The following is a 21,372-nucleotide window of genomic DNA, read 5'->3' on the forward strand; positions in this document are numbered from 1 at the left end:
GCCGCCTACAGGAACGGCACGATCGTCGGCATCAGGTCCTGGAACGTACGGCCGTTGGCGGGCTCACCGATGGCCGTCATCTGCCAGCCGTTGCCCTGGCGGTGCACCTTGGCCATGATCTGCGCCGTGTACTGGCCGCCGCCGGTCAGCGTGTAGCGCGCCATCTCCTGGCCGTTGGTCTCGTCGATGAGACGGCAGAAGGCGTTCTCGACCTCGGCGAAGGTCTGGCCGGTGAAGGAGTTCACCGTGAAGACGATCTGGTCGATGTGGACGGGCACGCGCTGGAGGTCGACCATGACCGCCTCGTCGTCGCCGCCCTGCCCCGCGCCACCCACCAGGTTGTCACCGGTGTGCCGGACGGAACCGTCGTCGCTCACGAGGTGCCGGAAGAAGACGACGTCCACCGGCTGCTTGTCCGCGAACAGGACGGCCGAGGCGTCGAGGTCGATCTCCTTGGTGCGCTTGCCGAACAGCCCACGGCGGGGCGCCGCCTGCCAACCCAGCCCCATCCGCACCGCGGTAAGGGTGCCGCCGTCGGACTTCTGCAGACTGATCGCCTGTCCCTTGGACATGTTGACCGTCACTGCGCGATCCCCTCTCGCCGTTCTCTCTGCGTGCCGTCATGGGCGGCGGCACTCCCGAACCTTATGCAGTGCCGCGGACACCCGTGCCAGGACGGGTGGTCTTTGTGTCGTTCTTGCAACACTCCGCTACTTCAGGCCCGCCTCACGCATCTGCCGCAGTTCCTTCTTCAACTCCCCCACCTCGTCGCGCAGTCGGGCGGCGACCTCGAACTGGAGCTCCGCGGCGGCCGCGCGCATGCGCTCGGTCATCTGCTCGATCATCCCGGCGAGCTCCTCCGCGGGGCGGTCCGTCAGCTCCGCGGCGTCCGCGCGCTTCCCGGCTCCGGCGGCCCTGCCGCCGAGCGCGGGGACGGGTGCCTTGGCGGGCTTGGCCTTGTCGCCGCCGACGTGGCGGTAGCCGGTGCCGAGCAGCTGCTCGGTGTCGATGTCCTCGCGGGCGATGTCCGCGACGATGTCGCCGATCTTCTTGCGCAGCGGCTGCGGGTCGATGCCGCGCTCCTCGTTGTACGCGACCTGCTTCTCCCGGCGCCTGTTGGTCTCGTCGATGGCCTTCTCCATCGCCGGGGTGATCCTGTCGGCGTACATGTGGACCTCGCCCGACACGTTCCGCGCGGCCCGGCCGATGGTCTGGATCAGGGAACGGCCCGACCGCAGGAAGCCCTCCTTGTCCGCGTCGAGGATCGCCACCAGCGACACCTCGGGCAGGTCGAGGCCCTCGCGCAGCAGGTTGATGCCGACGAGCACGTCGAACTCACCGGAACGCAGCTCCCGCAGCAGCTCCACGCGGCGCAACGTGTCCACGTCGCTGTGGAGGTATCGGACCCGGATGCCCAACTCCTGGAAGTAGTCGGTGAGATCCTCGGCCATCTTCTTGGTGAGGGTGGTCACCAGCACCCGTTCGTCCTTCTCCGTACGGGTGCGGATCTCGTGCACCAGGTCGTCGATCTGGCCCTCCGTGGGCTTGACGACGACCTGCGGGTCGACCAGGCCGGTCGGGCGGATGATCTGCTCCACCACGCCGTCGCCGCGGGACAGTTCGTACGCGCCCGGGGTCGCGGACAGGTAGACCGTCTGGTCGATGCGCTCCAGGAACTCCTCCCACTTCAGCGGGCGGTTGTCGATCGCGGACGGCAGCCGGAAGCCGTGCTCGACCAGCGTGCGCTTGCGCGCCGAGTCCCCCTCGTACATCGCGCCGATCTGCGGGACGGTCTGGTGCGACTCGTCGATGACGAGCAGGAAGTCGTCCGGGAAGAAGTCGATCAGGGTGTGCGGCGCGGAGCCGGGCTCGCGGCCGTCGATGTGCCGGGAGTAGTTCTCGATGCCGGAGCAGGTGCCGATCTGGCGCATCATCTCGATGTCGTACGTGGTGCGCATCCGCAGCCGTTGCGCCTCCAGCAGCTTGCCCTGCTTCTCCAGGACCGCCAGCCGCTCCGCCAGCTCGGCCTCGATGCCCGTCACGGCGCGCTCCATGCGCTCCGGGCCCGCGACGTAGTGCGTGGCGGGGAAGACGTGCAGCTCCTGGTGGTCCGCGATGACCTCGCCGGTGAGCGGGTGCAGGGTGGAGAGGGCCTCGATCTCGTCGCCGAACATCTCGATGCGGACGGCCAGCTCCTCGTACACCGGGAAGATCTCCACGGTGTCGCCGCGCACCCGGAACGTGCCACGGGTGAACGACACGTCGTTCCGCGCGTACTGGATCTCGACGAAGCGCCGCAGCAGCCGGTCCCGGTCGATCTCCTGGCCGACGGCGAGGGGGACCATGCGGTCTACGTACTCCTGCGGAGTGCCCAGGCCGTAGATGCAGGAGACGGAGGCCACCACGACGACGTCCCGCCGGGTCAGCAGGGAGTTGGTGGAGCTGTGGCGCAGGCGCTCCACCTCCTCGTTGATGGAGGAGTCCTTCTCGATGTACGTGTCCGTCTGCGGGACGTACGCCTCGGGCTGGTAATAGTCGTAGTACGAGACGAAATACTCCACCGCGTTGTGCGGGAGCAGCTCGCGGAACTCGTTGGCCAGCTGGGCGGCGAGCGTCTTGTTCGGCGCCATCACCAGGGTGGGGCGCTGGAGCTGCTCGATCATCCAGGCGGTGGTCGCCGACTTGCCCGTGCCGGTGGCACCCAGCAGCACGACGTCCTTCTCACCGGCGCGGACGCGTCGGCTGAGGTCCGCGATGGCCGCGGGCTGGTCGCCGTTGGGCTGGTAGGGGCTGACGACCTCGATGGGCGCCGCCTTGCGTTCGATCTCCGTGACTGGCCGCATGCAGTCCAAGGTACGACCCGGCACCGACAATCCCGTCCGGGCCGGGGTCGGGGCCGCTGCTCTCCGCGTACGGGCGACGCCGTCGCGTTTACAACGGCCTCCCTCCGTTCAGCTGTCGGTCACCTGTTCCCCGATTGCGTGTACCACGCACGCGGGAAGCTCTTCGCTGTCCGTACGCAGACCGACGCGAGGAGTGTCCGCATGCCGAAACGTCCCGTCGCCCTCACCGCCGGTGCCCTGCTGGGGATGTCCGCTCTGTTCGCCACCGCCGTACCGGCGGCCGCGGACGCGCAGGAGTCGTTCAAGGGCGCGCCGACGCCCGTCGCACACCGGGGCGCGTCCGGGTACGCCCCCGAGAACACCCTCGCGGCCGTCGACAAGGCCGCCGCGCTGGGCATCAGGTGGGTCGAGAACGACGTGCAGCGCACGCGCGACGGGAAGCTGGTCGTCATCCACGACACCACCCTCGACCGTACGACCGACGCCGAGGAGGTCTACCCCGACCGCGCCCCGTGGAACGTGGGGGACTTCACCGCGGCCGAGATCGCGAAGCTGGACGCGGGCAGCTGGTTCGGCAAGAAGTACGCCGGGACGAAGGTGCCGACGCTGAAGCAGTACCTCGCCCGGGTCGGCAAGCACGACCGGAAGCTGCTGCTGGAGCTGAAGGAGCCGGGGCGCTACCCCGGCATCGAGGCCCAGACCCTCAAGGAGCTGAGCAACGAGGGCTGGCTCGACGCCGACCACGTCGACGGCAAGCTCATCGTGCAGAGCTTCGACGCGGGCGCCGTCGCCAACGTGCACCTGCTGAAGCCCGCCGTGAAGACCGGCTTCCTGGGCAAGCCCGACGTCGACGACCTGGGCACGTACGCCCTCTTCACGGACCAGATCAACCCCAGCAGCAGCACGCTCACCAAGGACTACGTGGACGCGGTGCACGCCGTACGCGGCGCGCACGGCAAGCCGATGCAGGTCCTCACCTGGACGGTGAACGACGCGAAGGGCGCGCGGGCGGCGGCGAAGGCCGGGGTGGACGGGATCATCTCGAACTTCCCGGACGTGGTGCGGGACGCGCTGGAGGACTGAGCCGCGCCCCGCGCGGTGCCTCGGGGCGTACGGCGCCGGGGCACCGTTGTCGGTGGGCTCCCGTAGGGTTCGCGACGTGACGGACACCACGCGGGACACCGAGGACGCGGACACCACGCGGGCCTGGTCCTGGACCCCGTACGACGCGCCCGTCGGGCCGCTGCTGCTCGCGGCGACGGACGAGGGCCTGGTGCAGGTCGTCTTCCACGCCGACGCGCGCACCGCCGAGCGCGCGCGTGCGCGGCTGCGCACGCGGCTGGGGCCCGGGGCCCGCCGGGGAGCGGGCGGCGCCGACGCGCCGTCCGGCCCGGAGGCGTGGCTGGCGGAGGCGGTGGAGCAGTTGGACGCGTACTTCGCGGGCACGCTGCGTACGTTCACGCTGCCGCTGGACTGGACGTTGACCAGCGGTTTCAACGAGCGGGTGCTGCGGGAGCTGGCCACCGGCGTGCGCTACGGCGCGACCGCCGGATACCAGCACCTGGCCGACCGGGTCGGCGAGCCGGGCGCGGCCCGCGCGGTCGGGGTGGCGATGGCCGGCAATCCGCTGCCGGTGGTCGTGCCGTGCCACCGCGTCGTGGAGAGCGGTGGCGGGCTGGGCGGATTCGGCGGCGGCCTGGAGACCAAGCGGACGCTGCTGGCGCTGGAGGGCGTGCTGCCGGAGCCGCTGTTCTAGGCGCTGCCCGTGCCGTACGGCACGGAGCGGCCCGGTCGCACCCGCCCCCCGGCGGGGTCAGACCTTGACGCCGTGCTTGTGGAGGAAGGGCATCGGGTCGAAGCCGGAGCCGTAGGCGGCGGTGGTCCGGATCTCGAAGTGGAGGTGCGGGCCGGAGGTGTTGCCGGTGTTGCCGGACCGGGCGATCCGCTCCTCGGTGTTGACGTGCTCCCCGACGCGTACGTCGATCTTCGACAGGTGGGCGTACTGGCTGAACTTGCCGTTGGGGTGCTTGATCACGACGTTGTTGCCGTAGGCGCCGCCGTTCCCGGCCTCGACGACGGTCCCCTTGTGCACGGAGTTCACGGGGGTGCCGACCGGGATGGCGAAGTCCTGCCCGGAGTGCTTGGCGGACCAGCGGTCGCCGCTGTTGCCGAAGGACGCGGTCAGCGTGTACGGCTTCGCGACCGGCCGGACCCAGGACGCGGCCTTCTTGGCGGCGGCCTTCTTCGCGGCCTTCGCCGCCTCGGCCTTCTCCTTCTTCGCCTCGGCCTTCTCGCGCGCCGCGGTGGCGGCCGCCTCGTACTGCGCGTCCGACTGCTGCCGCGTCGCCTCCGCCAGGTCGCCGGCCGCGCTCGCCGCGAACGGGTCGTGGGGCGCGGCCGCGGGCTCCGCCGCCGCCGCGACGCCCGCGCCCAGCGCGAGGGCCGCGCACAGCCCGGTGGAGAGCAGGGCGGCCTGACCGCGCGGAGTGTTCACGAACGTGGCGGGAGTGACCTTTTTCGGCATACCGGTGCTACCTCCGGACAAAGCTGGTGAATCCCCGACTTCTGCCGGGGCTCCACCTTGGTAGCGCGACATTCGGGCCGGGATCAAAGGGCCCGGATACTAGGCCGCCCCGTAGTCGAATTACGGGGAATGCCGGATTTCCCGCCGCGGGCCGCCGGAACCGTCCGTGGGCTCCGCGTGACCCCGTGCGCGGGCACCCGTTCCGAGCTGCGGTGATGGCGGAGCACCACGCGGGGCGCGTATGGGGCGGGGGCGTCGGTACGGGCGCCGGGCGCGCGTACGGGAACGCGTTCGCGTCTTCCTATTCCGGCTCGTAGCGGCGGAATGGCCTGTGCCGCACCTCACCGGCGCGGGGCCGAAAGCGGCAATTCCTGTGACGTGGCGCACGGCCTTCTGTGAGCTGGCGCACGCCTTTTCTGTGACCTGGCGCACCCGGGTCCCGGCTGCCAGACTGACGGGCCGTGCCCGACACCAGCGAATCGTTCGACACTCCTGACGCCGTACGGGCGGCGGGCGGCGCCGGGATCGCCGCGCTGCGCCGCCGCGTGCACGCCGTACTGGTCGTGACCCAGATCCTCGGCGGGCTCGGCGTCGCGACCGGCATCGCGCTGGCGTCCGTACTGGCCGAGGACATCGGCGGATCGGAGGGGCTCGCCGGGCTGGCGTCCACGTCGTCCGTGCTCGGTACGGCCGTGGTGTCGCTGCCGCTCGCCGCGCTGATGGCCGCGCGGGGGCGCCGCCCGGGGCTCACCCTGGCGTACCTGATCGCCGCGTGCGGCGGCGCGGTCGTGGTCGTCGGCGCCGTGCTGGAGAGCTTCCCGCTGCTGCTGGCGGGCATGGCCGCGTTCGGCGAGGTCCGCGGCGGCGAACCTCCAGGCGCGGTTCGCCGCCGCGGACCTCGCCGAGCCGGAGCACCGCGCCCGCGCGATCTCCTCCGTCGTGTGGGCGACGACCGTCGGCGCCGTCCTGGGCCCGAACATCGCCTCGCCCGCCGGGCGGAGCGTCTCCGCGCTGGGGCTCGGCATACCGGCGACGGCGGGCCCCTTCCTGTGGGGCAGCGGCATCTTCGTCGCCGCGGGCGCCCTCGTCCACGTGCTGCTGCGCCCCGACCCGCTGCTCACCGCCCGCGCGCTGGAGACGGCGGAGGCGGACGCTGCGCGGGCGGACGGAACCGGCGCGGCGGAACGGGCGCCCGCGCGCGGCCACACCCTGCGCGCGGGCATGGCCGCCGTCGCCGCCTCACCCCGCGCGCGGCTCGCGCTGGTGACCATCGCGGGCACGCACACGGTGATGGTCTCGATCATGGTGATGACACCGGTCGCGCTCAGCCACCACGGCGCGGACATCGACCTGATCGGGCTGGTGATCAGCGGTCACATCGCGGGCATGTACGCCCTCTCCCCCGTGATGGGCCGACTCGCGGACCGCCTCGGCCGGATCAGCGTCGTCGGGCTGGCGGTGGCCCTGCTGGCGTGCGCGGGCGCCGTCGCCGGGACCGCGGGCGCGGACCACACGCGGTCGGCCGCCGGTCTCGTCCTCCTCGGCCTCGGCTGGTCGGCGGGCCTGGTCGCGGGCTCCGCCCTGCTCACCGAGTCGGTGCCCACGGCCGCGCGCGCGGCCACGCAGGGCCTCTCCGACCTGACGATGAACGGCGCGGCCGGTGCGGGCGGCGCGCTGGCCGGGGTGATCGTCTCGCACGCGGGCTACGGGATGCTGACCGCCGTCGCCGCCGGGCTGCTGCTGCCGGTGGCCGCCCTGGCGCTCGCGCACACGCTCCGCCGGGCGCCGGACCGCACGCCCCGCGCGGAGGCACCCGGGTGACGCGCCGGGCGTGCGCGCCGTTCCGCACCCGCCGGGCCCGCGCACCGCTCCCCCCGGGTCAGTCCCGCGCGCCGTTCCACGCCGGGTGGCCGGGTCGGTCGACCCGTACGACGACGTCCGCCGCCTCCACCGGGCCCACCTCGGCCTCGTAGCGGGCGAAGGCGGGCAGCGTCCACCGTTCCGCCGGGTCGGTACGCCGGTCCAGCGCCGCCGGGGTCAAGCTGAGGTGCACCGTCAGGTCGAACGGGAACCAGTGCCCGAGCAGCAGCGGGCCGTGCAGCAGCAGCACTCCCCCGTCCGCGAGGGCGACGCGCGCGCTGCGGGTGGCGCGGTCCGTGACCGGGTCCCACAGGTCGGGCAGCACGCGCCCGTCGCCGCCGGGGTCGAGCGGCCCGAAGACCTCTCGCCAGAGGGCTCCGGTGTCGTGCCACAGGTCGACGTACGCGTCCGGGTCCCGTTTGCCGTACTCGAAGCGGAGCGACGCCGGGCGCAGGAATCCGCCCGCCGCGACGGTCAGCACCGGGCGGCCGCGCAGCCGCAGCGCCTCCGCCAGCGCCTCGGCCAGCTCCTCCGGGTGGGCGGCGGGCGGTCCGTCGAGGGCGACGCGGAGGCGGGTGCCGCCATCGGCGGGCGCGGTGGCGGTGAGGCGGTCGGCCAGGGCCCCGGTCAGCCGCTGCCAGGTGATCGCTTCCAGTCGCACGGGGTCCATGATGCCGCCGCGCGCGTACGACCCCACCACCGCCCGCCGTTCCCCGTACGGGCCCGTGCCCCGCGCCGGTCAGGCCACCGCGCGCTGCGCCGCCGCGCGGAAGCGGGACGGCGGCACCCCGTAACGGGCGGTGAACGCCTGCCGCAGCGCCTCCGCCGTCCCGAAGCCGCACCGCGCCGCGACGGTGCCGACCGGCAGCCGGGTGGAGGCGAGGAGGTGCGCGGCGGCCTCCGTACGGGCGCCGCGCACGTACCGGCCGGGTGTCTGCCCGAGCTGGTCGAGGAAGAGGCGGGTGAGGTGGCGTTCGCTGACGCCCACCGCGGCGGCCAGCCCGGCGACGGTCAGCTCGCCGGACAGGCCGCTCGTGACGAGGTCGACGGCGCGCCGCACCAGGCCGTCCTCCGGGGCGGGCGGGCCGGTGAAGATGCTCATCTGCGCCTGGTTGCCCGGCCGTTGGAGGTAGGTGACGAGCCAGCGGGACACCAGCCGGGCCAGTTCCGCGCCGTGGTCCTCCTCGACGAACGCCAGCGTCAGGTCCAGCGCGCTGGTGACCCCGGCGGCGGTGCTGACCGCGCCGTCCCGCACGTAGATGGGGACGGGGTCCACCGTGATCCGCGGGTACGCGGCGGCCAGCCGCTCGGCCAGCGCCCAGTGCGTCGTCGCGCGCCGCCCGTCGAGCAGCCCCGCCGCCGCCAGTACGGTCGCGCCCGTGCACACCGACGCGACCCGTCGGCTCTCGCGCGCCAGCCGCCGTACGTGCCCGGTGACGCGCGGGTCGGCGGCGGCCCGCTCGTGGCCGGGGCCGCCGGAGACGAGCAGGGTGTCGAGCGGCCCCCGGACCCGTTCCAGGGTGCGTCCGGCGCGCAGGCCGAGGCCCGTGCCGGTGTCGATGTCGCGGCCGCCGGGGGTGGCGAGGGCGACGGCGTACGGCGGGGTGGCGCCCAGTTTGACGGCGGCGTCGAGGGTGGACGTGACGCACGCGATGTCCAGCATCTCCGCGCCCTCGTAGCCGACGACGACCACCTGTCGTTCGCTCATACGGGTGAGCCTATGCGGGGCGTACGGCGGGCCGGGCCGGGTCTGGAGGACGGGCTTCCCAAGAATCCGGACACGGCTCCCGTACGCCCTTCGCGGTACGGCCGTGCCCCGCCCAGGCTGGCCGCATGACCAAGACCATCGCTTTCGCGTTCTATCCCGGCTGCACGGCGCTCGACCTCGTCGGCCCGCTCCAGGTGCTGTCCGGACTGCCGCAGCTCGACCCCTCGTACGAGGTGGTCGTCGTCGGCGCCGACACCGCGCCCGGCGCCACGGACACCCCGCTGCGGCTGGCGGCGAGCCACACGTACGAGGAGGTGCCCGACCCGGCCGTGGTCGTCGTGCCCGGCGGCGGCGAGCCGACGCTCGCGGCGCTCGCGGACGAGGCGCTGGTCGGCTGGATACGGCGGACCGCGCGGACCGCCGGGACCGTGGCGTCCGTGTGCAGCGGCTCGCTGCTGCTCGGCGCGGCGGGGCTGCTGGAGGGGCGCCGGGCGACGACGCACTGGGGGCTGCGTTGGATGCTGCCCGCGTTCGGCGCGGAGCCCGTGGCGGAACGGTGGGTGGAGGACGGGCCGGTGCTCACGGCCGCCGGGGTGTCGGCGGGCATCGACATGGCGCTGCACCTGGTGGCGCGGCTGACGGGCGAGGAGACGGCGCGGACGTTGCAGCTGGGCATCGAGTACGACCCGCGGCCGCCGTTCGGCGCCATCGACTGGGACGCGCCGCGCGTCGCCGAACTGGCGCCGCTCTTCGAGAAGATGGTCGCCGACGGGCTCGCCGGGCAGCCGGAGCTGCTGGCGCGGGTACGGGCGGCGGACCCGCGCTGACGGCGCGTACGGGCGCCGGGCCGCGCCCCCCTTGGCTCCGCGCGGGGTTCGGGGGAGGATCGGGCGCATGCAGAGTGAGCTTTTCGCCTCCGAGAACATGGCGCAGCCGGCGTCCGCGCCGGGCATGGTCCAGCAGAACTCCAAGTCCATCAAGTACGTGGTGAACGGCGAGTGTTACGCCCGACAGGGCGCGATGATCGCCTTCCGCGGCAACCTCCAGTTCGACCGGCAGGGGCAGGGCGTCGGGAACTTCCTGAAGCGGTCCGTCACCGGCGAGGGGCTGGCCCTGATGGCGGTACGGGGCCAGGGGGAGGCGTGGTTCGCGCACGAGGCGGCGAACTGCTTCATCGTCGACTTCGCCCCGGGCGACTCCCTCACCGTCAACGGCCGGAACGTGCTGTGCTTCGACACCAGCCTCAGCTACGAGATCAAGATGGTGAAGGGCGCCGGGATGACCGGCGGCGGGCTGTTCAACTGCCTCTTCTCCGGACAGGGCCGCCTCGGCGTGATCTGCGAGGGCGAGCCCGTCATCATCCCGGTGTCGCCGCAGCAGCCGGTGTACGTGGACACGGACGCGGTGGTCGGCTGGAGCGCGCAGCTGCACACGTCGCTGAACCGCTCGCAGAGCTTCGGCTCGATGATCCGCGGCGGTTCCGGCGAGGCGGTGCAGCTGAAGCTGGAGGGTGAGGGCTTCGTCGTCGTGCGCCCGAGCGAGCTCCAGCCGACGCCCGCCTCCAACTGACACCCGCGTCCGAACGGCGCGCGTCCGACTGACGCGCGCCCCTCACCGCGTACGCCCCGGAGCCCTCGGCGGGTGCGGCCATTCGGCCGCAGGAGGGCCCCGGGGTGGTCATCCCCGGGGTACGGGCGCGCGGGGCGCCGGGCGGGCGGGGAGGTTTCCGGCACGATGCGGGAGGCCGTGGTGGTCGCGGCCGCACATCGTGTCGCGGGAGACCAGATGCAGAGACGCACGTTCGCCCTGTCCGCCGCCTCGACCGCCGCCGTGGTGCTGGCGGGGACGCTCGCCGCCGCCCCGGCCCCGGCGGGCGCCGCCACCCCGGCCGCCGCGCGCACCGCCTCCGATGCCTCCGCCGTCGCCGCCCCGAAGTGGACGGGCTGCGCCACCTCCGCGTACCCGCGGCTCCAGTGCGCGACCGTACGGGTGCCGCTGGACCACGCCCGGCCCGGCGGCCGCAAGATCACGCTGGCGCTGTCCCGCGTCCCGCACACCGCCCGTACGTACCAGGGCCCGCTGCTGGTCAACCCCGGCGGGCCGGGCGGCAGCGGGCTGAGCCTGGCCGGGTTCGTCGCGGAGTCGCTCCCGGCGGAGGTGGCGGCGCAGTACGACGTGATCGGCTTCGACCCGCGCGGCGTGGGGAGGAGCGAACCCCGACTGGACTGCCGCCCCGGGCACTTCGACCCCGTACGGCTCGACTCCGTACCCCGCGACGCGCAGGCGGAGCAGGCCAACGTGCAGCGCGCCGGGGACTTCGCCCGGTCCTGCGCGCAGCGGCACCACGACGTGCTGCCGCACCTCGGCACGGTCGCCGCCGCGCGGGACATGGAGGTGATCCGGCGGGCGCTGGGCAGCCCGCGGATCAACTACTTCGGCTACTCGTACGGCACCTACCTCGGCGCCGTCTACGCCAAGCTGTACCCGCACCGGGTGCGCCGCGCCGTCCTCGACAGCGTCGTCGACCCGAAGGGCGTCTGGTACGAGGCGAACCTCGCGCAGGACGTCGCGTTCGACGCGCGGCACAAGGCGTTCGCGGCGTGGGTCGCGGCGCACGACGACGAGTACGGCCTGGGCACGGACCCGGCGGACGTCGAGGCCGCGTGGTACGGGATGCGGGACGCCGTGCGCGAGGAACCGGCCGCGGGGCGGGTCGGGCCGTCCGAGCTGGAGGACACGTACCTGCCGGGCGGCTACTACAACGGCTACTGGCCGGAGTTGGCCGAGGCGTTCGCCGCGTACGTGAACGACGGCGACGAGCGGCCGCTCGGCGCGGCGTACGACACGCACGGCGCGGTCGACGCGGCGGGCGACAACGGCTACTCCGTCTACACCGCGGTGCAGTGCCGCGACGCGTCCTGGCCGCGCGACTGGCGCACCTGGCACGAGGACATGACGGCGACGCACGCCAAGGCGCCGTTCATGACGTGGAACAACGCCTGGTACAACGCACCGTGCGCGTTCTGGCCCGGCACGTCGCTGACGCCGCCGGACATCTCCAACCGGAAGCTGCCCCCGGTGCTGCTGTTCCAGGCGACGGACGACGCGGCCACCCCGTACCAGGGCGCGGTCAACCTCCGCCGCGCGCTGGACCGTTCGCGCCTGGTCGTCGAGGAGGGCGGCGGCAACCACGGCATCACGCTCAGCGGCAACGGCTGCCTCGACCGCCGTCTCGCCGCCTACCTGGCCACGGGCGAGGTGCCGCGACGCGGCGGGGCCACCGGACGCGTCGGCGGGGCGGACGCGGTGTGCGAGGCGCTGCCGGAGCCGGAGGCGGAGGCCGACTCCCCGGCGGGCGACTCCGGCGCGGAGGCGGAGGCGGGCGCGAAGTCCGGTGCGCGCGCCGGGGGTTCGGGCGCCGGTTCGGACGCGCCGGGCCGTGGGGACGGCCGTACGCGCGGCGCGGAGCTGCACCGGCTGCTCGGTTTCCGCGCGTGACGCCGTGACAGGTGGGGCGCGGTAGGGCGCGGTGGAACGGGAGCCCCGGGCGTACGCGTTCGGCGCACCCGGCCCACCCGTACGACGGAATCCCGTCCGGGCCTACAACCGTTCCCGGGCGCCGCGTGTCTTCTTGGGAAACCGGATCCTTCGGCCGGTGCCCCCTCCGGACGCGTACGGAGGGACGACCTGCACCCGTGCCCGATCCGGGACCACCGCACCACCGAACAAGGGGGAAACACCCATGCGTTCACGCATGATCGCCACCGCGGCCGTCGCAGCGGCCTTCGTCGTCCTGCCCGCGAGCAGCGCCTTCGCGGGCAGCGGCCCGGTCGCCCCGCCGTCCGAGCGCACGGCCGCCGGTTCCACCGCGCCCTCCCCGGAGGGCAACCCGCTGAGCGCGAAGGCGAAGGCCGCCGAGGTCTGCGACGACGCGCGTCAGATCGGCACCACCGGCTACGTCAAGCGGGGCGGCGAGACGATCGCGTCGGTCAAGCAGTTCTACTCGGCGGAGTGCAAGGAGAACTACTCCTACGTCTGGCTCTGGGACAGCTTCGTCGACAAGCAGGACGACTACGACGTCACCGCCTCCGTCTACAGCTACTCCCAGGACAAGCAGCTGGGCACCGTGACGTGGCCCGTGGACAACGGCCAGGAGTACTGGTCGGAGGGCGCGGCCACCGCCAGCGAGTGCACCGCCGCGGTCGGCACCGTCCGTCCGGTCGGCACCGCCAGCCCGCTGACCGGCCAGAGCGACAAGCGCTGCTGACCCGGCCCAGGTGACACCAGGAGGCGCCCCGCCACCCGCCAGGTGGCCGGGGCGCCTCCGCGCGTCGTACGGTCCCGGGCGCGGGGTCAGCCGGGGCTGGCGCGGCCGTGGCGCCAGTAGCCGACGAAGGCGATGTCCCGCTTGGGGACGGCCCGTTGGCCGGCCAGGTGGCGGCGTACGCCGGTGACGAGCTTCGACTCGCCCGCGACCCAGGTGTACGCGGGCGTGCCCAGGCCGGTGGCGTGCCGGACGGTCTCCAGGGCGAGGGCGCCGGGGACCGCGCCGCCGCTCTCGCCGTCACCCGCACCGTGGCCGTCGCCGTGGCCCTCGCCGTGGGGACCGTCCCGGCTGTCGCGGGGCAGCCAGGTGACGCGGACGCCGTCCGGGCGGGCGAGGTCCGCGCGGATGTCGGCGGCCGTGGGGACCTCCAGGTACGCGTGGCCGGTGAGGTCGGGCGGTGCGCCCGCCAGGACGGACAGCGCCGCGGGCAGCGCGCTCTCGTCGGCGACCAGCAGCCGGGTCCCGGCGCGGTCGGGCGGCAGGTAGCTGTAGCCCTCCTCGAACATGCCCGCCGGGTCGCCGGGTCGGGCGCGGGCGGCCCAGGCGGAGGCGGGCCCCTGGTCGCCGTGGAGGGCGAACTCGATGTCCAACTCCCGCTGCTCCGGCCGGTGTTCGCGCACCGTGTAGCTGCGGACCCACGGCCGCCGGGAGACGGGCTGGAAAAGCGTCTCGGCCATCCACGCGTCGTTGTGGAGGCTGGGCAGCCACAGCCCCTCCTGCCCCGCGCGCGGGAAGAAGAGGCGTACGGCGTGGTCCAGGCCGGGGCTGGTGAACCCGGCGAGGGCGGGGCCGCCGAAGGTGAGGCGGCGGAACGACGGGCTCACGCGCACGTTGGCGCGCACCTCCAGCGGGATGACGCGCCGCTGCCGGGCCCGTTTGACCCTGGGTATCACGGCCGCACCTCCGCGAGCCGCAGGCGTACGCCGTCGAGGAACAGCTCCAGCCCGTACGTGAAGCGCTCCTCCGGGTCGGCCCGTACGACGGCCTCCATGGCGCGGTTCAGCTCGGTGTCGGGGAGGTCGGCGCCCCGGTCCGCCCAGTCGCCCTCGGCGCGTTGGGCCTGTTCCTCGATGGTGTGCCCGAGCACGTAGTACATGGCGGCGAAGACGACCCAGCCCGCGCGGTCGAGGGGGAAGCCCGCGTCGGTGAGGACGCGGACGGCCTGCTGGCCGCCGCGTTCGGTGTTCGGCTCCGTCACGTACGTGCCCGCGACCACGCGGGCGCCGTCGCGGTGGGCGAGGAGCGCGCGGCGGATACGGTGCGCCATCTCGGCCAGCCGGGCGTCCCAGGCGCCGGGCGGGAGCGGGGTCGCGGTGACCTCGCCGACGATCCGGTCGGCCATGGCGCCGAGGAGCGCCTCCTTGTTCCTGAAGTGCCAGTAGATCCCGCCCGCCCGGACGCCGAGGTGGGCGCCGAGCTTGCGCATGGTCAGGCCGTCGAGGCCCTCGGCGTCGAGCAGGGCCAGGCCGCCGGTGACGACGTCCGCACGTTTCAGCTGCATGCCGGGAGTCTGGCACTGAACTTGAACAACGTTCAAGCCTGAACGGTGTTCAAGTGATGGCCGTCACAGTGGGTACGGTGGACTGTGCCATCGTGGAGTCGGCGGCCTCGCCCGGGGCGGAGGCCAATCGGACCGCACGCCCACCCCGTACACGGTCAGAGAGGACCCGGAGACCACAGGATGATCTCCCCCGACACGGCACGCTTCTGGTGGCGGGCCGTCCCCAAGGAACGCCCCAAGGGCGCGGGTTGGCGCGCGGTCGACGAGTCGGACTTCCGGGAGCGCGAGGACCGCGTCACCGGGCCGCAGAGCCTCACCGGACCCGTACCCGGCTGGGCGGACGACCTGTTGCGCACGGCGCGGGCCGCCTTCCTCGCGGACCGGCTCGTACGGCGTCCGGTGGCCGGTCCGCCCGACGGGACCGGCGCGGAGCCGGGCGGGGCGGCCGTGGAGGCGGGCGGGTCCGGCGCGGCGGAGGGCGAACAGGGCGGTGCGGCGCGGCACTTCACCGTCTCGGTGCCCGTCACGGACCCCGACCGCTGGGAGGCGGCCGCCGAGCCGCTGCTGTCGCCACTGCTGGGCGCGCTGACGGGGGACGTGTGGACGCTGGAGTTCCGGCAGTTGCCGCAGCGGCCCACGCAGGCGCTGCTCCCCGGCGACGACACCCGCCGCGCCCGTGAAGTGGCGGTGTTCTCCGGCGGGTTGGACTCCCTGGGCTGGGCCGCGCAGCGTGCCGCCGACACCCGGCGCGGGCCGCTGCTGCTCGTCGCCTTCGCGGAGCGGAAGCCGGGGAAGTGGGCACGGCAGCCCGCGTACGACGCGGTGCGCGCGCTCGGCGGACGCCTCGTCCGCCTCCTCACCGTCCCCGGCCAGACGCCACGGGCGCACGGCAACACCCTGGAACGTACGGCCAGTTCACGCGGTCTGCTGTACGCGGCGCTCGCCGTACGGGCCGCCGCCGCCGAGGACGTACCGGTGCTGCACGCGCCCGAGAACGGCCAACTCGCCCTCGGCACACCGGCCTTCGGGCAGCCGCCCAGCATCGTGCACCCCTGGCCGCTGCACCTGCTGAACGGGGTGGTGACGGCCGTCGCCGGGACCGTACGGGTCAAGAACCCGCTGCTGTACGACACCTGCGGCCAGGTCTGCCGGGCCGCGCTCGCCGCCGGACTCGACCGCGACGCGCTGGAACGGACGGTGAGCTGCGCGGCGGCTCCCGCCCGCCGACCGGGGCCCGAGGTCGTCAACTGCGGGCTGTGCCAGGGGTGTCTGGTACGCCGCGCGGGTCTGGTGCACGCGAACGGCGCGGACACCACCCCGTACGGGTCGGCGCCCTGGCTGCTGCCCCCGGACCACCGGGACGCCGGGACGTGGCGCGCGCTCGAACCCTGGCTGGAGCGGCCGGAGTTCACCGGTGACGACCTGGTCGCGCGGTTGCCGCTGCCGCCGCGTACGCACGCGGAACCGCTGCTGGAGGTCGTCGAGCAGGGGCGCGAGGAGTTGCGCGCGCTGGTGCGCGCGGCGCCGCGCGTGGTGGGCAGCGCCTGAGCGGCGTGGGGCAACTCCCGTACGGGGAGGGCCGGTTGGGACGGTCAGCCCGCGCCGGGGGGTGCGGGGGTCACGGGGGCGTCCGTACCGTCCGCGTCCGTGCCCTCGTCGACGAGCGGCACGAGCAGCACCGTGCCGCCCACCCGTACGGTCCCCGGGTCGTGCGGCGGCCGCGCCGCGTCGTGCAGGTCGGCCAGCAGGGCGGCGAACCGGCCGCGGAACGCGTCCCAGTCCTCCGGCGTCAGCCACAGCTCGGCGTCGGCGGTGACGCCGGGGCTGCCGCTGGCCTGCCGGGCGGCGCGTTCCCGGAGGTTGTGCGCGAGCGACTCGGCCAGCAGCGGGGCACCGTCGCGCGCGGCCTGGTCGGAGAGGGACGTGCCGCGCACCGTGCGGTAGCGGCGTTCGACGCCGCCCCGGCGCGTACGGGTCCCGGCCCGCTCCGTGAGTCCGGCGTCCCCGAGGAGCCGCAGATGGTGGCTGGCGAGCGCGTGCGAGACGCCCAACTCCCGCGCGAGGGCGGCGGCGGACTGCGGAGCGGCCCACATCAGCGAGAGCATCCGCAGCCGCGTGGGGTGGGAGAGCGCGCGCAGCACGGGGTCGTTCGTGGTCACGGCCGCCAGTAGACACCACGGTGTGGCGGGGCGTGCGACTCCCCAGCGTTGACTTGGGGGTGCGGCCGCGGCACGCTCCTCACGGACGGCGGGCGGGGAACCGCGACGGCGCGTACGGGACGGGGGCGGGCGACCGCCGGTGCGGCGGCGCGCACGGGCTGGGGCGCCGCGCGGGTGCCGCGCGACCGGAACGCGGGCCCGTACCTGACCGGCGTCGTCGTCTCCGGCTTCGGCAGCTCCGCGATGACCCTGGCAGTCGGCGTCCGGCTCAAGTCCCTCACGGGCTCGGGCAGTCTGGCGGCGCTGGCCCTGTTCTGCGTGTGGGCCCCCACCCCCGCCGGTCCCAGGCGATGTCCGGGCGGTCCTCCCGGGCTCGCGACGACGGGGCGCGGTGCCGGGCCGGGTCGCCGCGCCGGGGACACCGTCCACTGACCGCGCGGGCCCCAACACGTGTGCCTCGTACGGGACTTGGCGGCCGGACCACCTGCGCCGGACCGGTCCGCGTCGCTACCGTGACCCCATGCTTCCTCCCCGACACCCCCAGGTCCCCCGCTCCCCCTCCCCCGCGCGGAACGCCACCCCGAACGCCGCTCCGCGCGCCGTCCGGCGCTGGAGACGCGTACGCCAGGCGGTCGTCGCCGCCGTCTGCGCGGCGGGCGTGGCCGCCGCGCCCTCCGCCGCCGTGGCGACGCCGGGCAGCGGCGTCACCGCGCGGACCCTCGCGGAGGGCACCGCCGAGCGGGGCGTGGAGATCAGCGCGGAGGGGCGTACGGAGGTCGCCCACCGGGAGATCACCATCGCGCCCGGCGGCTCCACCGGCTGGCACCACCACCCGGGGCGGCTGCTGGCGGTCGTGCAGTCCGGCACCCTGACCCGTACGCTCGACGACTGCACCGTCGAGGTCTCCGGCCCCGGCGACACGGTGCTGGAGCCGGTGGGCGAGGACCATCCGCACATCGGGCGCAACCTCGGTACGGAGCCGGTGGTGCTGTACGCGACCTACGTGAAGCCCGCCGGCACCCCCGACTCGGTCGACGCGCCCGACCCGGGCTGCGACCAGCCCTGAGCGCCAGCGACCCTGAGCGCCAGCGGCCGTGCCCCCCCCACCCCTGACCGGTGCTCAGCCGTGCGCGACGCCGAACGGGGCGAACGAGACGCGCGTCGTCGAGCCGTCGTCCGCCCAGCGCACCACGACCGCGTCGGGACCGGCCGACAGCACCGTCGCCGCCGACGGCCCGGCGTGCGCGCCCCGTTCGGCGGCGGCGCCCGGCCCCCCGGCGAGCACCGCCAGCGCCGCGTACAGCGCCGCGCCGCCCGCCGCGCCGGGCACCCCACCGGGCACGTCCGCCGTCAGGCGCGGGACCAGCGCCCAGCGCGTGAACGCCGTGCCCCGCGGCGCCCGTACGGTGTCCCGCCCCGTCCAGCCGTACAGCCCGCGCAGCCCGGACCGCGCCTCCACCCCGGACCGCGCCTCCGCACCCCCGGCACCGTCGGCGCCCTCGCCCGGCTCCCCGCCCGTCGCCCAGCCCGTCTGGGTGACCCGCGCCCCCGGCGGCGCGCCGGTCACGCGGTGCACCCGCAGCTCGTACGGCCCGCGCGCGAACGTCACGCTCTCCACCCGCAGCCCCGGCACCGTCGGCGGCCCCGACGCGAACACCGGCAGGTGCCACGACGCGGCCCAGCCCCAGCCGCCGCCCGGCCCGGCGTCGCCCGCGCCCAGCGGATGGACACGGCGGCGGGTGCTGGGCACCCCGTCGACCTCGACGGCGAGGTGGTTGTCCGGCGCGTTGCCCGGAGCGGTCGGCCCGGTGCGCGTCGAGTACGCCAGCCGCCCGTAGTGCGGGTCGTCGGCCGCCGCCGACTCGCCCTCGTCGGGGCGTACGTGGTCGCTGCCGTGGTTGTGCAGCCGTACGACGCCGTCCGCGCGGGTCGACTGGAGCAGCAGGCCGGGTACGGGCAGGGCGCGGACGTGGTCGGGCCCGTCGCTGGGCGCGGGCTCCTCGGTGGCGGTCCACAGCGGGTGTTCGGCGGGGGCGAGCAGCGCGACGAGGGCCTTGCCCGCCCAGTACGGGGAGGCGGGCCCGGAGTACGGCTGGAGGGTGGCGGCGTGCGGCCCGTACCAGCCCGGGGCGAGCAGCCCGTCGTCGCCGGTCGCGCCCCGGTCGAGGAAGTGCCGGAACGTGCCGCTCAGCAGCCGCCGTGACGTGCCGGGGCTGAGCGGCGTCCACCCGGTGACGGCGCCCATGGCGACGGCGGCGCCCGCGGCGAAGCGGTAGGTGAGCGACCGGCCGAAGTGCATCGGCGCGCCGTCCGCGCCGAAGGTGGGCGCGAAGCCGTCCAGGTGGGCGCGCAGCCGCGGGCCGTGGTGCGCCGACTCCCGTTCGTCCCGGGCGAGATGGGCGTGCAGCATCGGGTAGAGGTGCAGGGCCCAGCCGTTGTAGTGGTCGAAGGCCCGGCCGTCCCCGTCGGCGTACCAGCCGTCCCCCCGGTACCAGCCCTCCAGCAGCCGCAGCGCCCGTTCCCGCGCCCGCTCCGTCTCGCCGTCGCCGCGCCCGACGGACTCCAGGAACGTGGCGACGGTGTACGGGAAGAGGTACCAGTTGTTCGGTGCGGGCGTGTGCCGCAGCGCGCCCCGCAACCACGCCTCGGCCCGGTCCCGTACGCCGTCGTCCAGCCGGTCCCACAGCCACGGCCGGGTCAGCCGCAGACCGAGCGCCACCGACGCCGACTCGACCATCGGCTGCCCCCGCCCCGGGTGGTCGAGGACCGGCGGCCACGACTCGGCGTCCGCGCGGCCGGGCGTGCGGGTGCCCGCCGCGAGCCCCTCCGCGTACCGGCCGAGCCAGCCGTACGGGTCGGCGCCGCCCGTGCCCGCCACCCGGAACGCGGCGGTCAGGAACGTGCGCGCGTACCCCTCCAGCCCGTCCGAGCGCACGCCCGACACCGACGGCGCGCCCGGCAGGTCGAGCAGCGCGCCGCACGGGGTGGCCCAGCGCCACGCGGCGCGCAGCAGGCCGTCGGCGGCGGCCTCCCAGTGGGCGCGGGTCCAGCCGGTGTACGGGCTCGACTCCCGGTCCTCAGGCGGCCGTTCGGGCAGGTAGGGGCCCTGTCGCGCGCCACCGGCGCCCGTCACGCCAGGGACTCCAGCCGGTCGCGCCGTACGGGATGCGCGAAGCCCTCCCCGGCGGCCCAGCGGGCGGCCTCCGCGACGGCCAGCTCGGCGAGCCGCTGCCACTCGTTGCCCTGCGAGCCCGCGAGGTGCGGGGTGAGCAGGACGTTCCGGCAGTCCCACAGCGGGTGGTCCGGGGGCAGCACGTCGGGGTCGGTGACGTCGAGGACGGCCCGTACGCGGCCCTGCCGCACGACGTCGGTCAACGCCTCCTGGTCGACGACGGCGCCGCGCGCGGTGTTGACGAGGACGGCGTCCGGCCGCATGGAGGTGAGGAGTTCGCGGCTGACGAGGCCGCGGGTCGCGGGCAGCAGCGGGGTGTGGACGCTCACCGTGTCGCTGCGCGCGAAGAGTTCGGGGAGGGCGACGGCGCGCACCCCGAGAGACGCGGCCTCCTCCGCCGACACGTACGGGTCGTGGAGCAGCACCTCCAGGTCGTACGGGCGGAGCAGTTCGACCACCCGCCGCCCGATCAGGGACGCGGACAGGATGCCCACGGTGCGGCGGTAGTTGCCGACGTCCGGCCCGGCGCGCAGCCAGTCGTCGGCGCGGCGCTCCGTACGGAACCGTTCCGCGCGCTCCAGCACCCGCTTGCCGGTGAGGAGGATCATCGCCACGGTGTACTCGGCGACGGGCAGCGCGTTCGCCGACGCCGCCGAGGACACCTCGATGCCGCGCCGCCAGCACGCCTCGGTGACATGGCCCCGCACGCTGCCCGCCGTGTGCACGATCGCCCGCAGCCGGGGCGCGGCCGCCAGCGCGGCGGCGTCCACCGGCGGGCAGCCCCAGCCGGTGACGAGGAGTTCGGCGGTGGCGAGCGCGGCGCGGGCACGGTCGGTGCCGAAGTCGTCGAGCGGGGGCGGCGGTACGAGGTCGCAGTGCGCGCCGAGCGCGGCCAGCGCCGGGGGGCGCAGGACGGCCGCCGCCGTCCCGGGCGCCATGGCGAGGACGGCGTGGGGTCGGCGCGTACGGGCGCCGCCGCCCGGCGCGGGTCCGGACTGGTAGGGCGTGCCGGGGGCGGGTGCGGTGGGCATCGCGTGCTCCTGGGGGCCGGGGCGGGGCGGCGGGGGCGGGTGTCGCCGTACGAGGGGGTGGGCGCCCCGCCGCGCCCTGTCCAGCCTTCCCGCTCGGCCACCGTACGTACCGCGGGCGTACCCGGCAGGCGTACCTGCCGCGGCCGTGCGTACCGCCCGTCGCCCACGCACGTACAGCCCGTCACACCCGGCCGCCGTTACCCAGTCGTGACAACCCCGCGCCCCGCCCGGGGCTCTACCCCGTCGA

At 75.0% G+C, this 21,372-nt stretch carries 18 protein-coding genes and 2 pseudogenes; 10 read left to right on the forward strand and 10 right to left on the reverse strand.

Translation table 11 applies throughout. The features are described from left to right. Window positions 1-5: 5 nt before the first annotated feature. Complete coding sequence (locus D7M15_RS04610) at window positions 6-584, reverse strand: TerD family protein (protein ID WP_121516314.1); 579 nt, start codon at window positions 582-584, stop codon at window positions 6-8. Between the two features lie 126 nt (window positions 585-710). Beyond that, window positions 711-2,843, reverse strand: coding sequence for an excinuclease ABC subunit UvrB (gene uvrB / locus D7M15_RS04615; RefSeq protein ID WP_121516315.1), 2,133 nt, complete (start codon window positions 2,841-2,843; stop codon window positions 711-713). A 201-nt stretch (window positions 2,844-3,044) separates the two neighbouring features. Here uvrB and D7M15_RS04620 point away from each other — a divergent pair, with 201 nt between their 5' ends. Then, window positions 3,045-3,926, forward strand: a complete 882-nt coding sequence (locus D7M15_RS04620) for a glycerophosphodiester phosphodiesterase family protein (RefSeq protein WP_121516316.1) — start codon at window positions 3,045-3,047, stop codon at window positions 3,924-3,926. Window positions 3,927-4,002: 76 nt separating this feature from the next. Then, the gene (locus D7M15_RS04625; protein ID WP_121516317.1) at window positions 4,003-4,599 is read left to right on the forward strand and encodes a methylated-DNA--[protein]-cysteine S-methyltransferase; all 597 of its coding nucleotides are present in this window, start codon (window positions 4,003-4,005) and stop codon (window positions 4,597-4,599) included. A 57-nt stretch (window positions 4,600-4,656) separates the two neighbouring features. Here D7M15_RS04625 and D7M15_RS04630 read toward each other — a convergent pair whose 3' ends face one another. After that, window positions 4,657-5,367, reverse strand: a complete 711-nt coding sequence (locus D7M15_RS04630; protein ID WP_121516318.1) for a M23 family metallopeptidase — start codon at window positions 5,365-5,367, stop codon at window positions 4,657-4,659. Window positions 5,368-5,891: 524 nt separating this feature from the next. On the opposite strand from D7M15_RS04630, the pseudogene D7M15_RS04635 reads away from it, so the two are divergent. Next, window positions 5,892-7,188, forward strand: a pseudogene (locus D7M15_RS04635) (MFS transporter). Between the two features lie 58 nt (window positions 7,189-7,246). On the opposite strand, the gene D7M15_RS04640 reads toward D7M15_RS04635, so the two are convergent. Both D7M15_RS04640 and D7M15_RS04645 read right to left on the reverse strand, forming a co-directional pair. After that, entirely contained in the window at window positions 7,247-7,888 is a 642-nt protein-coding gene (locus D7M15_RS04640; protein ID WP_121520208.1) for a uridine kinase, read from the reverse strand. Window positions 7,889-7,966: 78 nt separating this feature from the next. Next, on the reverse strand, window positions 7,967-8,935 hold the full coding sequence (locus D7M15_RS04645) for a helix-turn-helix domain-containing protein (RefSeq protein ID WP_121516319.1): 969 nt from the start codon (window positions 8,933-8,935) through the stop codon (window positions 7,967-7,969). A 125-nt stretch (window positions 8,936-9,060) separates the two neighbouring features. Between D7M15_RS04645 and D7M15_RS04650 the strand changes: the two genes are divergently transcribed. From D7M15_RS04650 to D7M15_RS04665, 4 genes are all read left to right on the forward strand, one after another. Next, entirely contained in the window at window positions 9,061-9,762 is a 702-nt protein-coding gene (locus D7M15_RS04650; RefSeq protein WP_121516320.1) for a DJ-1/PfpI family protein, read from the forward strand. Between the two features lie 67 nt (window positions 9,763-9,829). Further along, window positions 9,830-10,504: an AIM24 family protein gene (locus D7M15_RS04655; protein WP_121516321.1), complete on the forward strand. Its 675-nt coding sequence runs from the start codon at window positions 9,830-9,832 to the stop codon at window positions 10,502-10,504. Window positions 10,505-10,720: 216 nt separating this feature from the next. Then, window positions 10,721-12,433, forward strand: coding sequence for an alpha/beta hydrolase (locus D7M15_RS04660; protein ID WP_121520210.1), 1,713 nt, complete (start codon window positions 10,721-10,723; stop codon window positions 12,431-12,433). 244 nt (window positions 12,434-12,677) lie between these two features. Further along, the gene (locus tag D7M15_RS04665) at window positions 12,678-13,202 is read left to right on the forward strand and encodes a hypothetical protein (protein WP_121516322.1); all 525 of its coding nucleotides are present in this window, start codon (window positions 12,678-12,680) and stop codon (window positions 13,200-13,202) included. An 86-nt stretch (window positions 13,203-13,288) separates the two neighbouring features. Here the strand turns inward: D7M15_RS04665 and D7M15_RS04670 are convergent, their stop codons facing one another. Further along, window positions 13,289-14,155 (reverse strand): siderophore-interacting protein, encoded by an 867-nt coding sequence (locus D7M15_RS04670; RefSeq protein ID WP_121516323.1) that lies wholly within the window; start codon window positions 14,153-14,155, stop codon window positions 13,289-13,291. Beyond that, window positions 14,152-14,763, reverse strand: a complete 612-nt coding sequence (locus D7M15_RS04675; protein WP_121516324.1) for a TetR/AcrR family transcriptional regulator C-terminal domain-containing protein — start codon at window positions 14,761-14,763, stop codon at window positions 14,152-14,154. Before D7M15_RS04675 ends, D7M15_RS04670 begins: the two co-directional genes overlap by 4 nt. 180 nt (window positions 14,764-14,943) lie before the next feature. Between D7M15_RS04675 and D7M15_RS04680 the strand changes: the two genes are divergently transcribed. Further along, window positions 14,944-16,311, forward strand: coding sequence for a hypothetical protein (locus tag D7M15_RS04680; protein ID WP_121516325.1), 1,368 nt, complete (start codon window positions 14,944-14,946; stop codon window positions 16,309-16,311). Between the two features lie 44 nt (window positions 16,312-16,355). Here the strand turns inward: D7M15_RS04680 and D7M15_RS04685 are convergent, their stop codons facing one another. Then, window positions 16,356-16,922: a helix-turn-helix domain-containing protein gene (locus D7M15_RS04685; protein WP_121516326.1), complete on the reverse strand. Its 567-nt coding sequence runs from the start codon at window positions 16,920-16,922 to the stop codon at window positions 16,356-16,358. Between the two features lie 174 nt (window positions 16,923-17,096). Between D7M15_RS04685 and D7M15_RS04690 the strand changes: the two are divergent. Both D7M15_RS04690 and D7M15_RS04695 read left to right on the forward strand, forming a co-directional pair. Beyond that, window positions 17,097-17,267: pseudogene (locus D7M15_RS04690) on the forward strand (MFS transporter); the annotation flags it as partial. Window positions 17,268-17,442: 175 nt separating this feature from the next. Then, a complete protein-coding gene (locus D7M15_RS04695) occupies window positions 17,443-17,988 on the forward strand; it encodes a cupin domain-containing protein (RefSeq protein WP_121516327.1) in 546 nt (181 codons plus the stop codon). A gap of 54 nt (window positions 17,989-18,042) precedes the next feature. Here D7M15_RS04695 and D7M15_RS04700 read toward each other — a convergent pair whose 3' ends face one another. Both D7M15_RS04700 and D7M15_RS04705 read right to left on the reverse strand, forming a co-directional pair. Next, window positions 18,043-20,055, reverse strand: a complete 2,013-nt coding sequence (locus D7M15_RS04700; protein WP_240649129.1) for a DUF2264 domain-containing protein — start codon at window positions 20,053-20,055, stop codon at window positions 18,043-18,045. Further along, complete coding sequence (locus tag D7M15_RS04705; protein WP_240649576.1) at window positions 20,052-21,032, reverse strand: hydroxyacid dehydrogenase; 981 nt, start codon at window positions 21,030-21,032, stop codon at window positions 20,052-20,054. The genes D7M15_RS04700 and D7M15_RS04705 overlap by 4 nt, the downstream gene beginning before the upstream one ends. Between the last annotated feature and the right edge of the window lie 340 nt (window positions 21,033-21,372).

The sequence above is a fragment of the Streptomyces sp. Z26 genome (genome assembly GCF_003665095.1).
In the GTDB taxonomy this organism is placed as follows: domain Bacteria; phylum Actinomycetota; class Actinomycetes; order Streptomycetales; family Streptomycetaceae; genus Streptomyces; species Streptomyces phytohabitans.